The organism is Rhizobium sp. SVR5-2C (genome assembly GCF_056755115.1).
Map to the genome: position 1 here is coordinate 1 of NZ_JBNDHT010000009.1, position 12,055 is coordinate 12,055.

Annotated in this window: 14 protein-coding genes; 9 read left to right on the plus strand and 5 right to left on the minus strand. The window is 58.7% G+C overall.

Translation table 11 applies throughout. The features are described from left to right. The 5 genes from tnpC to ACPYOI_RS04250 form a co-directional block, all read left to right on the plus strand. Window positions 1–1,441: IS66 family transposase (gene tnpC, locus ACPYOI_RS04230; RefSeq protein WP_481422567.1), on the plus strand; the 1,441-nt coding region annotated here is incomplete at its 5' end. A 157-nt stretch (window positions 1,442–1,598) separates the two neighbouring features. Further along, window positions 1,599–2,117 carry a hypothetical protein gene (locus tag ACPYOI_RS04235; protein WP_481422568.1) on the plus strand — a complete coding sequence of 173 codons (519 nt, stop codon included), beginning with the start codon at window positions 1,599–1,601 and terminating at the stop codon, window positions 2,115–2,117. A 238-nt stretch (window positions 2,118–2,355) separates the two neighbouring features. Then, the gene (locus tag ACPYOI_RS04240; protein WP_481422569.1) at window positions 2,356–2,598 is read left to right on the plus strand and encodes a hypothetical protein; all 243 of its coding nucleotides are present in this window, start codon (window positions 2,356–2,358) and stop codon (window positions 2,596–2,598) included. Between the two features lie 27 nt (window positions 2,599–2,625). Continuing rightward, the gene (locus ACPYOI_RS04245; protein ID WP_481417520.1) at window positions 2,626–4,737 is read left to right on the plus strand and encodes a hypothetical protein; all 2,112 of its coding nucleotides are present in this window, start codon (window positions 2,626–2,628) and stop codon (window positions 4,735–4,737) included. Further along, window positions 4,728–5,039 carry a hypothetical protein gene (locus ACPYOI_RS04250; RefSeq protein WP_481417519.1) on the plus strand — a complete coding sequence of 104 codons (312 nt, stop codon included), beginning with the start codon at window positions 4,728–4,730 and terminating at the stop codon, window positions 5,037–5,039. The genes ACPYOI_RS04245 and ACPYOI_RS04250 overlap by 10 nt, the downstream gene beginning before the upstream one ends. On the opposite strand, the gene ACPYOI_RS04255 is transcribed toward ACPYOI_RS04250, so the two are convergent. Both ACPYOI_RS04255 and ACPYOI_RS04260 read right to left on the minus strand, forming a co-directional pair. Further along, window positions 5,036–5,227 (minus strand): hypothetical protein, encoded by a 192-nt coding sequence (locus ACPYOI_RS04255; protein ID WP_481417518.1) that lies wholly within the window; start codon window positions 5,225–5,227, stop codon window positions 5,036–5,038. The two genes, ACPYOI_RS04250 and ACPYOI_RS04255, sit on opposite strands and share 4 nt — an antisense overlap. 592 nt (window positions 5,228–5,819) lie before the next feature. Further along, on the minus strand, window positions 5,820–6,188 hold the full coding sequence (locus ACPYOI_RS04260; protein WP_481417517.1) for a hypothetical protein: 369 nt from the start codon (window positions 6,186–6,188) through the stop codon (window positions 5,820–5,822). A 674-nt stretch (window positions 6,189–6,862) separates the two neighbouring features. Here ACPYOI_RS04260 and ACPYOI_RS04265 point away from each other — a divergent pair. From ACPYOI_RS04265 to ACPYOI_RS04275, 3 genes are all read left to right on the plus strand, one after another. After that, window positions 6,863–7,753, plus strand: a complete 891-nt coding sequence (locus ACPYOI_RS04265) for a glycoside hydrolase family 108 protein (protein ID WP_481417516.1) — start codon at window positions 6,863–6,865, stop codon at window positions 7,751–7,753. Then, window positions 7,734–8,015 carry a hypothetical protein gene (locus ACPYOI_RS04270; RefSeq protein WP_481417515.1) on the plus strand — a complete coding sequence of 94 codons (282 nt, stop codon included), beginning with the start codon at window positions 7,734–7,736 and terminating at the stop codon, window positions 8,013–8,015. The genes ACPYOI_RS04265 and ACPYOI_RS04270 overlap by 20 nt, the downstream gene beginning before the upstream one ends. A 258-nt stretch (window positions 8,016–8,273) precedes the next feature. Further along, the gene (locus ACPYOI_RS04275) at window positions 8,274–8,684 is read left to right on the plus strand and encodes a hypothetical protein (protein WP_481422570.1); all 411 of its coding nucleotides are present in this window, start codon (window positions 8,274–8,276) and stop codon (window positions 8,682–8,684) included. A 160-nt stretch (window positions 8,685–8,844) separates the two neighbouring features. Here ACPYOI_RS04275 and ACPYOI_RS04280 read toward each other — a convergent pair whose 3' ends face one another. From ACPYOI_RS04280 to ACPYOI_RS04290, 3 genes are all read right to left on the minus strand, one after another. Beyond that, window positions 8,845–9,090: a hypothetical protein gene (locus ACPYOI_RS04280; protein WP_481422571.1), complete on the minus strand. Its 246-nt coding sequence runs from the start codon at window positions 9,088–9,090 to the stop codon at window positions 8,845–8,847. Between the two features lie 297 nt (window positions 9,091–9,387). Beyond that, window positions 9,388–9,621, minus strand: a complete 234-nt coding sequence (locus ACPYOI_RS04285; protein WP_168833152.1) for a DUF6894 family protein — start codon at window positions 9,619–9,621, stop codon at window positions 9,388–9,390. An 857-nt stretch (window positions 9,622–10,478) separates the two neighbouring features. Further along, complete coding sequence (locus ACPYOI_RS04290; RefSeq protein ID WP_481419093.1) at window positions 10,479–10,814, minus strand: hypothetical protein; 336 nt, start codon at window positions 10,812–10,814, stop codon at window positions 10,479–10,481. A 309-nt stretch (window positions 10,815–11,123) separates the two neighbouring features. On the opposite strand from ACPYOI_RS04290, the gene ACPYOI_RS04295 reads away from it, so the two are divergent. Continuing rightward, entirely contained in the window at window positions 11,124–12,005 is an 882-nt protein-coding gene (locus ACPYOI_RS04295) for a Hint domain-containing protein (RefSeq protein WP_481419094.1), read from the plus strand. Window positions 12,006–12,055 lie beyond the last annotated feature (50 nt).

Here is a 12,055-nt window from a genome sequence, read left to right on the forward strand (position 1 = left end):
CGAGCGGCTGGAGAAGCTGGTTTCCGCTTTGAAGCAGGCTGCCTTCGGCCGCAAATCCGAGAAGGCTGATCCAGAGCAGTTCGATCTTGCACTGGAGGACCTTGAGACGGCTATTGCCGCTGTCCATGCTGAGGACGAGGCCGATAGCCCTTCGGGTAAGCAGCACGCCAAGCTACGCGCAAGCAATCGCGGTTCTCTTCCAGCCCACCTCTTACGCATAGAAGAGATCATCGTGCCGGAAAGCCTGATCTGTGCTTGCGGCGGGTGCCTTCATTGCATCGGCGAGGACGTGTCCGAGAGGCTGGATATCATCCCGGCGCAGTTCCGTGTCATCGTCACCCGTCGTCCCAAATACGCCTGCCGTGACTGCACCGACGGCGTCGCTCAGGCTCTAGCACCCGCTCGGCTGATCCATGCAGGATTACCTACGGAGGCAACCATCGCGCATGTGCTGGTGTCCAAATATGCCGATCATTTGCCTCTTTACCGACAGGCTCAGATCATGAGCCGACAGGGCATCGACCTTGACCGTTCCACGCTTGCCGACTGGGTCGGTCGAGCAGCTTTCGAACTGCGTCCGGTATTCGACGCTTTAATTGCCGACCTGAAGCGCTCGACCAAGCTGTTCATGGACGAGACCCGTGCTCCGGTTCTTGATCCAGGCTCCCGCAAAACCAAGATCGGATACTTCTGGGCGCTGGCCCGCGATGACCGACCATGGGGCGGAGGTGCCCCGCCAGGTGTAGCCTTCACCTATGCTCCCGGTCGCGGCGGTCAACATGCCGAGCGGATATTGCAAGGATTCACGGGGGTCCTCCAAGTGGACGGTTACGCGGGATATAATCGCCTGATCTCGCCGGACCGCACCGGTCCCGGCATCCGGCTTGCCTATTGTTGGGCGCATGCCCGGCGTAAGCTGGTCGAGATCACCCGCACTGGTTCAACGCCGATTGCCGAAGAAGGCGTGAAGCGGATCGGCGAACTCTATCGCATCGAAGCTGAGTTGCGCGGTCTCTCACCCGAAGCCCGCCTTGCCGGAAGGCAAGAACGATCAGCACCGTTGATCAACGACATGCGGATTTGGCTCACACAGCATCGGGCTCGTGTTGCTGGCAAATCGCCGCTCGGCGAAGCACTCACCTACATCGCAAAATACTGGGATGGCCTTTGCAGCTTCCTGACCGACGGCCGCATCGAGATCGACAGCAATAGTGTCGAAAGAACCATACGGCCGATAGCTCTGAACAGGAAGAATGCGCTTTTTGCCGGGCATGACGCGGGAGCCGAGAATTGGGCAACCATCGCCTCGCTGATCGAGACGTGCAAGCTCAATGCCGTCGATCCATTCAGTTATTTGACCAGCACGCTCACCGCCATTGTTGGCGGCCATAAGCAAACCCAGATTGATGGTCTCCTGCCTTGGAACTACCAGGCAGGATAATGCTCTCTAAGAGCTCCTGTCGGCCTGAAGCGGTCGTCCCGCTACTGTTGGCTGGTTTCGTGGGCTGGTATGCAAAACTTCGCAAACCTTTGGCACGCAAGCGTTCAGAGGGCAGCTTGAGGGTTCTGTAACGAATCGCGCCTAGACTGGGAAAATGATGTTCCGTCCACTCATCGCCGCTATCACCAGCGTTCTGACCGCAGCGCCCGCCCTCGCTATCGACCGCGCTGACATCGAGCGCGTTCGTCAGACACCTCGTCATTTCATGTGCAAGCTGGATCAACGATTCCTGGGAAACGTGCACACACCCGGAGAGGGAAGCAGCACGACACGCGACATAATCCAGCAATCGAACGATAGGGGATCGCCAGTTCCGGCGGCCATCGAAATGAGGATTACCCCAGCCACCAAAAGCGGGAACGGGGTAGCCACCGGAGGACTCTGGCCGGAATTCGTTACGCCGGGCCGCAGACCTATTCCTTTTGACCTTCAGCAGGTCAGAATTTCGTTCTTCGATGAAAGGCAGACCATATCGTTCGTTTTGAAGAGCGAAACGATGATGTTCCCGCTCAGCCTTGTTGAGGCACCATCTCGTCAATGGTGGCTTTCGCTTTCCTCTGCTGTCTATCCGAACACCAGAACACACGACTATCTGTGTGAAGACCTTCCGAACTGATCAATATTGAACGGCAGCGGTGGAACCGACGGCGTGTTTGAGATAACAGCTATTGGCGCGAAGCGGCCGTCTCGTCATGGCGGCAATCCTCGAAACTACTTGAAGCATGTTGGTCAAGGTGCGACCGGGACACCGCTTACGACTTTTCCCGTTCATCAAGTACTTTACGATCCACGGCTCTGGGCGACTGAACAGCACCTTTGCTCCAGGCACGTCGACTGCTTCGAAACGCGTAAGGTTGCCTTTCACGGCTGCGGGATTTGCGAGAAACCCCGATAGCGGAAGCACGATCCGATGGACGTCGGGCGTTTGCACTTACGTCGAACTCGGCACGAATCTGGCTCGGTTCCATACGTTCCGCGGGAACGTCTATCGCTACAAATACACACAAAACAGCAACAATCAGTATGTGCTTGGCAGCGACGACGTTTCCGCTCCGGCCTATGCGATCCGCTACTACATCTTCGGCATCCCGGCTTAGCGCCGCTGCCTTAAGGAACTCCACAACATGGCTGATTACTACATCGCAGGGACGATCGCCCTGACGAACGGCAGTGCTGCGATCGTCGGCACTGGTACTGCGTGGCAGATCGCCAACGTCGCCGGCGGCACGATCTTCGTGCAGGGCGAGGGCAATCCTCTCCCGCTGGCCTCGATCGAGGACGACACGCATGCCACGGCGGCGCTCGAATGGACCGGCGCAACCGGCCCCTATTTGTATGCGTTGCTGCGCGCCACGGCGTTCAGCGAGCAGCTCGAGGCGAACAGCAACATCATGTCGCGGCTTCTGGTCGGGCTCGAAGCAGGGACGCTTTACCGCTATGATGCATCCGGCGACACGGCTGATCTCGCGACATATGACGATCGACCGAAGGGCTTCGCGTTCCTCGCGGTCGACGTTAACCCGGCTGATCTCTACATCAAGGCATCGGCAGCGTCCGCCGATTGGGCAGGGCCGTTCAGCTACGGAACTGGACCGCAGGGTCCGGCGCCTGCCGTGACGTTCGAGCCTGTTGTCACCGGCGCTCCTGGCACCAGCGCCAGCATGGCCGTGACGGGAAGCGGCGAAGCGGGCGACCCTTTCGATATCACCTTCACCATCCCGGCCGGCGATCTCGGCATCAATTGGCGCGGAGCCTATTCCGGCGCAACCGCTTATGCCGCGCGTGACGGCGTGCTGGACAACGGTTCGGCGTGGATCGCGCTGCAAGCGACAACAGGTCACGCGCCGCCTGTCTTGCCGACAACCGCGAATTCCTATTGGTCACTGGTTGCGGCAAAGGGAACGGACGGCACTGGTACAGGCGATGTTATCGGCTCGGGTGCGTCCGTGGCGGGCCGTATTCCGCGATATGTAGGCACAAGCGGCAAGACGATTGAGGATAGCGGCGTACTAGCCGCCGACGTCGTCACCGGTCCCGCATCGTCCGTTGACGGCGCTCTTGTTGCGTACAGCGGGACGACCGGGAAAGCAGTCAAGACACTGACGAACACGCAGGCTAAGGCGTGGCTCGCATCCACGGCCCCCGATGTGTCGTTCAGCAATGCTGTCGCCAATCTTCCGGGATCTCCAACGACGGTCCAGGCTGCGATTGAATCGGTTGCAGCAAATAGCGGCGGTAAGAACGACGCCTTGTTTGCGCTCGAAATCGCGGACCTGAAAGGCTCGCGCATGGGGATGAAAGGCGGGATTGCTGACGCGTTCGATGACGAAACGGGTGTCAATACGGGCGGATCCACCAATCAGGCATATGACGCGACGAATGACTGGTACGCACCGACTTCGACGGTTTCAAATGTAGCGTCATTGCCGGTCAATACTGATGCACCCCTTACCACACAAAGAAAGTATCGAACTCGCATTAGCGCCGCCGGCTTGGCGGCAAGCGGGACATTTATTCGCATTCAAGTTACCGGGCCATCTAGCGGCACACCGAAGCAAATCAACAATATCTTTGTCGGACAAGCCGCCGCAAGCGGTGACGCTTGGGACATGGCGGCGTCTGGACCGACCCCGGCCCGTATTACCTTCGGCGGCTCAAACAGCGTCACGCCGCCCGTTGGCGGGAGCGTCTGGAGCGATTGGGTTGCGTTCGTTCTCGACAATACGAAAGACCATGTCGTTGCCTTTGATACGGCGGCAGGATCGGCGTCTATTCGCTTTGGCTCTGCTGTAACGAATTTTGTTTCGTATTTTAAAGACGGTGCAACTGACGAGGCCGGAACGCCAGACGTATCGGGGTACTCTTCGACCGCGAACGTCTTCATTATGTCGGCGATCGAAACGAAATCCACTGCCGCCAGCTTCAACAACATGACATTGGTTTCTGCCGCTTACACGGCAGCTAGCGCACCGTCCACGGCACGCCTAGCCGTTCAGCTTGTGGAAGTCGATGCAATCACGATCAACACCGACGTCACGGCCGAAGTCTCGCGTGACGGCGGCACGACCTGGTCGGCGGTCACGCTGGCGCTTTCCACGAACCTGAATGGCGTCAAGGTCTATGAAGGAACCGCGTCGATTAGTGGGCAACCTTCCGGCGCGTCGATGCGCTGGCGAGTGAAGACGCTGAACAACAAGAACGTGGATGTTTCAGGAGTGGTGCTGCAATGGTCGTAAAAACATTCGGAAGTGTCATCGTTCCCGGCGAAGCGCCGACGCTCGACCATTACAAGGTGGCGTTCGATGCGCACCTCGATTCCGTCGCGCAAGAGCGGCAATACGACAGCCGTCTAACGATCTTCACATGGCTGAACAGTGCCAACCTACAATATGCTGCGGAAGCGCAAGCCTACAAGGAATGGCAGGACACCGTCTTCGACGAGATGGCCACCATGCAGTCGGCGGTTGCGGCCGGAACGATGCAGCCGCCGTCGATCTCGGAGTTCATTGCTGCGCTGACGCCGATCAGTTGGCCCTAAAGTATTCGGTTCAGGTATCTAGCGCGGTCCTGCCGAACCTTGTCGCCGTTATAGACGCCTTGCAGTTCAGCCCACCGGTATGCGGCAACCGCGCCCCGCACAATAAACGCCAAAAGCAGAAATGGTGCCACGGCGGCGGCCATGGCGCCTGTGCCGATAATCAGAACGGTCTTTGCGATCAGGCGCATAATTTCCCCCTGAACAAGAGTCGGGGAGTTGGAAACTCTCAGAGGAGAGCGCCCGCGCCTTTAGGGTTGCCCCCTGAACATACGCGCGGGCCTCCCCGACCGTTTGTTCGGAGAGTGCAAGTCACGGCTGCACAAAGCCGCCTCTGAGGGGTTTCCACGCCCCACTGCCCAATGTGTGGGCAGCGCGCAAACATAGTGAGAAATCAGACCGTCAGTCAATTGGGAGCTTTTACATCCGCTCAAACTTCTACGCGGCACTTCGCGGCGAGAGCGGAGACCCGGCATAGGGCTGGGGCCTTACCGGGTCTCCATGCCGCGCCGGGTCAGCCACCGGCGCAGCACATTCAATGCTGCGTCGGACGTCGATACACACTTCTTTAGGAAAAGGCGAGAACTGGTGCAGCGACAATGACCAAGGCCACGATCGAGAGCAAGTGCCGAATTGATTCTGCCGACGCGCCGGCTATGTGCACCGTCGTCTTTCCCGTCGCGCTCGGGAAGTTGGCCGAGATAAGCTTCGGTTTGCAGAAGAGACTCGGGGAACAATGAGGCCGCCGGAAGGTTCCGGCCACCCGCATCCGCGCTTCAGCCATTAATCGAGGTAAAAGGTCCGGATAATCGGGCAACCTCGCTTGTTATAAAACTCCGCACGCATGGGACCTCTGCGCGTCATTCCGTCAACTGCGACAGAGTTTGACGAGTAGTTTACAATGCGCCCGCGGCGGATACCCCGATCACGCGCCTTGTCCATCGCAAGGTCGGGATCACAACGGCGGCTAGCGCGGCGATCATAACGGTAGCGGTAATCGTCGTCGTAGTCATAGCGCGGCGCGTCATAGTACCCGCGGGGTGAATCGTAATATCGGGGGCTGCCGGGCCCGATATAAATTTCCTGAGAAAGTGCGATGGACGGGGCGATCACGGCGGCTGCGGCCGCTATCAGCATAACAAGTGCGCGCATTTAGAGTCCTCCTGGTCCTCCTTAAGAGTTGCTTTGGCAATTCTACAGCGCCGATCATGAATGGCGGCAGAACAGACGTTCCGCGCGCCACAAACTAAGCGGTCGGCTCTACGCGCCGGCGGCTTGCCGGAACCTTCCGAAGTATATGGAGCATCCCATGGATCGTGCGAAGTTCTTCGCGACGGTGCGGAGACCCGGCAGAAATTCTGGGGTGCCACCGGGTCTCCTTTTGCCGCAGGGAGGAATGTGCGGCGCGACAATTTAGATGGGGCGCACCTCGATTCGTGCCATCGAAATGAACCGGTAAGGATAACGGCCGGTTAACATCCAATGGACGTGTTCCTGTCCGAGGCGTTTATCGGAGTGTGAAGCGGGGCCAGTTCGATAGCCGCGCCTTGGCAAGCACAGTCTGAGCTTCTCGGCCGACAAGAAGCGCAATGAAGATCAAAGTGATTGTGGAAAAATCCCAGAACATTCGCGCACCTCGAAAAAGTGAGAAAGAGCGGGCCGCAGCTTAACCACTCACCCCCTGCGGCCGCTCTAGCGTCCGTGAGGTGCTCAAGACCTACTATCCATATCAGGCGGCAATGCGTCTGGTTATCGCAAGATATCAGGATGAGCAGGCATCCTTCGCGACCGTCTTCTGCCTAACCCTACAAAATCGGAGCATCCCTATGCAGGTCCTTGACCCCGCAAACGAATTCGCACGTTCTCTCGCCAAGGTGCTTATCATCGAAGGCGGCTATTCCAACAATCCGAAGGATCCCGGCGGCGCAACGATGAAGGGCGTCACGCAACGCGTCTATGACGAGTATCGCCGCTCGCATGGTCTGCCCCTCATGCCGGTAAGAAACATCAGCAACTCCGAGCTGGAGGCCATCTACCGCCAGAAATACTGGGACGAAATCAAGGGCGACAAGCTGGCGCCTGGCGTCTCCTGTGTCGTCTTTGACGGTTCGGTGCATTCCGGCGTTGCGCAGTCGGTCAAATGGCTGCAGCGCGCGCTTCAGGCGATGGGTCTCTATCAAGGGCTCATTGACGGCATTCTCGGGCAGGGGACGCTTCTCGCTCTCGGGGGCGTCAACGACAACGACAGCCTGATTGCGCGCATCCTCGACCGGCGTCTTGCCTTCCTCAAGGCGCTGAAGACATGGAAGACGTTCGGCAAAGGCTGGACAGCCCGCGTCAACGGCGTGCGCGCGGTCGGTCAAGCCTGGGCAACCGGCTCGGTTGGCCCCGAGATCGAGTATGTCGCCGGCGGCGAAGCCAAGGCGCTGATCTCCGACGCGAAGCCCGCTCCGGTGCTGGCAGTTGCGGACGCGACGACCGGGGGCGGCATTGGCTCCGGCACTCTCGCCGGCACACTGCAGCAGGCTCAGGACCAGTTGACGCCGCTCAGCACGAGCAGCGAATTCATCGGCAAGCTTGTCGCGGGGCTGATCATCGCCAGCGCCGTGTTGACGATCGGCGGCCTTGCCTATCGCTGGTACGCTAAGCGCAAGAGGGACGAGCTGCAGGATGCCCTCGATCTGAAGGTGGCGGTCAATGCTCAAGCTGCTGCCTGAATGGCTCAAGATTGGAGCGGGAGCGGCGTTGGGCGCTCTCGTTGCCATCTACCCTGCAATCCTCGTCGGACGCTCTGAGGGGCGCCAGCAAGCCGCAACCGCGGCGCTAGAAACTGCGGTGAAGCGCTTCGCCGAAAAAGGAAAAATTAATGGTCAAGTCTCTTCGCTTGATGCTGCCGCTCTGTGCAATGATTTCGGGCTGCCAGACAGCGACAAAGCCGACTGCATGCGCCGGGTTCGAGAAGCTTCAGCCAAGCCTTGAGACGTCGGTGCTCATCCTCCGAAACGACCGGCCATTTGCCAACCAGGTGGCATCACATAATCGCTTCGGCGCCTCTCAGGGCTGCTGGTAGCGAGGGCCCGGCCTCCTCGTAAGGCCGAGCCCTCCTGTTGCCGCCTCGAAGCTTAGCGAGCACGGCGGCGGCGAAATAGTCGATCGGCTTTCGTCGGTCAAGCATCGCATAGAGCATTTGAAGGGCAGGGCGCGCAGGAATGAACGGAGACACCATGCACATCGAAGTTGAGAAGCCGACCGGTTCATTTCATCGCCATCATCGGCGCTGGATTGGCCAATGCCTTTGCCGTCGGCGGGGTATGGGTCAGTCTTAACCGCGACATCGCCGATATTCGAAGTGCTCAAGAGCGGACACAGAAGGTTCTCGACGACACCCAGCAGCAGGTGTCGCAAATTCCACCGCTTTCATTCCAGGTGACGAGAGCTCTTGAGGCGACGGCGGAAAATAAGAAGGGGATCGAGGCGGCAAACGCGCGCGTTGATCGCGTCGTGGAATCGCTCGGGGGGAAACTCGACACCGCGATTGAGAGCATTAACAAGGTCGCGACCCGCGTCGAGGTGTTGAGCAGTAAGCTCGATGATGCTCAGGAGCGAGCGAACAAGACCATGTTCAGGACGCCGATCGTCCGGCCTTAATACGACCAGGGCTCGTCCAAACGTGTCAGAAATGGCGAGCCCTGTCGCATACCACGGCGTTGGTTGGAGAGCGGCTGCCGCGGCTAGGTGCTGTGCTTGGCGGCTACAGCATCTAAAACTAAAGCTCCGCCAGCGCCTGCGCGTCAATAATCAATTAGGATTACGCTGACACGTCATCAGCTTGGACGGCATTGCGGCTTTGCGTAAAGCGCGCATCGAGGCTTGCAGCGATCTCCTCTGGTGCCTTGACGCCCGCATTAACGAGCGAGATGGCGGCCGTGAGCGCTTGTTGGCCACCTTCGCTTTGGAGATTGACTTGGTTGCTCTGCGACCGGCAACTCAATGCCGAGCTGATAAGTTCAATCTCATCGTCTGTGCAAGAAAGTAGCTCGAAAACAGATGACATGATCGCTCTCCATTGGGGCAAGAGCAGATTGTCTCTCAAGCGGTCGACACCCGGTTGCATACGTGGACCGATGACAAAATGTACGCCTCGACGGCGCCCATAGCAATTAGGTGTCCGCTAACGTACGGAGGCCCGTCTGAGCGGGGCAGTCTGATCCAGAGGATCGCGCGGCCCTCCAAGGGCAAGGAAGGAGCAAAACAATCAGCCTGCCACACGATCCCAGATAGTAGACGCCCGAGCTCTATCGAATGTTCCGGCGCCTGACCGCCATTTCCCGGCGCGGTTCATCTGCTGGGGTCAATCCAGGACCATGAAGCCGAACGGCAGAACCGCGACGATATCGCCGCTTTCATCCACGATTTCGAAGCGCTGTGCCGCGATCTGCTCGCCGCCCATGACTAATTCCGCAATCATCTCGCGAGCAGCGTTGCGGGCCTCTTGCTGAACGGCCGCGACGTTCGGCAACTCGACACCTTCGTCGTCTTCGACCAATTGATCGCCAGTACGGATGTGAAAATAATACCTCGCCATCGACGGACAGTCTCCTGTTACGCGATCGGAGAACAATCAAGGCTGCCCATTGTTCCCGTCTGTGGCGTGCGCTTAGCCATCAGCTGAGAGCCTCCAAGACCGCCGCCAACCTACCGAGTGTGTCCGGAGCGCATCGATCACATCGGCCGTCAGCACCTCGCTCTGCGGGGCAGGGCCGTCGCACTAGACATGGAAATACGACCAAGGGCCCGTCCAAAAGGGTCGGAGAATGGCGAGCCCTTGGTCTTATGGCGGCCTCGGGATAGTGGGGAACACCGTTGCCGTCATGCGCTGCACTTTGGGGGGCTCCAGCGCCGAAAACTAAAGCTCCGGGGAGCCTGCGCGTCAATAATTAATTTGGATTAAGATCGAAGGGCCCGCTCCTACGGAAAAGCGAGCCCTTGCCGCGCCTCTTGTGTCCCCTAGCCATTCAGCGCGGGATTGACCACGCGGCACCCGGAGATGGGTGTCATCCGGGCTGAACAGAAGAACTGCCGCGCACCCCCAAGCGCGCCAAACAAAGCTGGTTCCGTAATGTTCCAAAAAAACCCCTAAGCGGGGCAGGTTACGGGGAAAGGTGACCGCGCGGCACCAGGATGAAAGCTGCAATCTAACACCACTGGCGGCTGAGGTAAGGAAGTCTAACCGCGCGGCCGTCACCCAAACGCTCGGGATCGGGGCCTGTTCCCGTTCGGAACCGTACGGTCAAAAAGAGGCCCCGCCGAAGCGGGGCAGTTTGACGAAGAAAGGATCGCGCGGCTTTCCAGTAAGGCAAAGGAAGGGTCTATCAGCGAACCATGCCACGCGATCCCAAACAATCAACAATTAGACGCCCCTAATGTTCCGAACTGGGCGCATTAAAAAGAGGCGTTGACCCGTTGCGGGATTTCACCTTGTGGAAGCTGCTGTTCGATGAGGTTTTGCGCAAGTGCCGTGATGCCACCATCGTCAGCTGGATCGGTCTCCAGCAACTCCAGTGCGCGCTCAAAGATTGCTTTTTGCTCCTCTGCGGAAATGATCCCCTTCCGCTCAAGATGTTCCATCAGTGCCGCATGAAGTGCTGATGTGGAAAGGGAAACGGCGGAGGAGGAGATAAGGGCGGGATCGGCCACGACCGTAACATCGATCCTTCGCGATGAGAGGCGGCTTTTAGCCGCTCGCCAGAACCGGCTGCATGATTCAATCATTGGCATGTTCCTCCCAGCCCGCCAACTCTTGGTAGCGTACCGCAAGCCTAGAAGCTCTGGAAGACGGCCTTAGGTCCCACAGATCATTGGAATAGCTGCCAGATAGCCAACAGCCCCTACCAGCGCGGCGGTCGCGAGCGTCTGGCATTCCTGGTGGCACACCACCCCTCCAAAAGACTGAGAGGCCCCCTCCTTTGCCTGAACCATTGTCGTTATGGCTGCGGCGGGCAGCCAATGGGACAGCTTTCCCACATAGACATTTCGCTAGAAAATAGGGGCCAAATATCTCCGAAATGTAAGTCAAAGGAGAGAGCTATGTCGGCAAAAGAACGACCATCACAGCTCAATCAAGCACGGCGTCATTTTCTCGGTCTCGCTGCTGCAACAGGTGCCAGGGTAACGGCGATGGCAATCGCCGGCTCAACTATGCTTTCTGGGTTCAGCGCCCAAGCACAGAGCCGTGGCAACGGCAACGGGAACAACGGGAATGGCAATGGTAACGGCGGTGGGAATGGCAACGGCAACAACGGCAACGGCAATGGTGGCCCGTGCTTTCTCCGCGGCACTTCTATCCTAACCTGGGCAGGCGAGAGATGCGTGGAGGATCTTCAGGTCGGGGACCTTGTCTTGTCCCTACCCGGTCCGGTCAAGCCGGTCAAATGGATCGGTCGTAGCCTCTACAAGCGAAGCGGTTCTTCCTGGAATGCCGACGTCGTGCCGATCCGCATTTCACGGAATGCACTGGACGAGGGGACACCTTATAGGGACCTCTATCTCTCCCCTGGCCACGCTCTGTTCGTTGATGGCAGCCTTATCCTGGTGAAGGACCTCGTCAATGGGATGTCTATTGTGCCGGTGCCTCCTGCCGACGGCGAGGTGATCGAATATTTCCACGTGGTGCTCGAAACCCATGAGGTGATCTTCGCCGAAGGAGCGCCTGCCGAGAGCTTCCTCCTCTGGGCCGACAATTACGAGGGCTTCACGAACTTCGCTGAGTTCGCCCGCCTCTATCCTGGCGGCTTTAGGATGAAGCCATTTGCGCGAGTCGCCGGCTTCGAATCCGGACGGGATCACCTGAAGGCTCTGCTGCGTCTGGGGATGCATCCTTTTCTCCCAATCCCTGACGCGCGCGACCCAATCGATCGCGCCTATGAAAGAATTGCGGCGCGCGCCGAGCTGCTTGTAGGTGAGATCTGATCGCCTGAGAGGGAAGGGCTTCTCGCTGAACATATGTAGGTCTTGCTCGG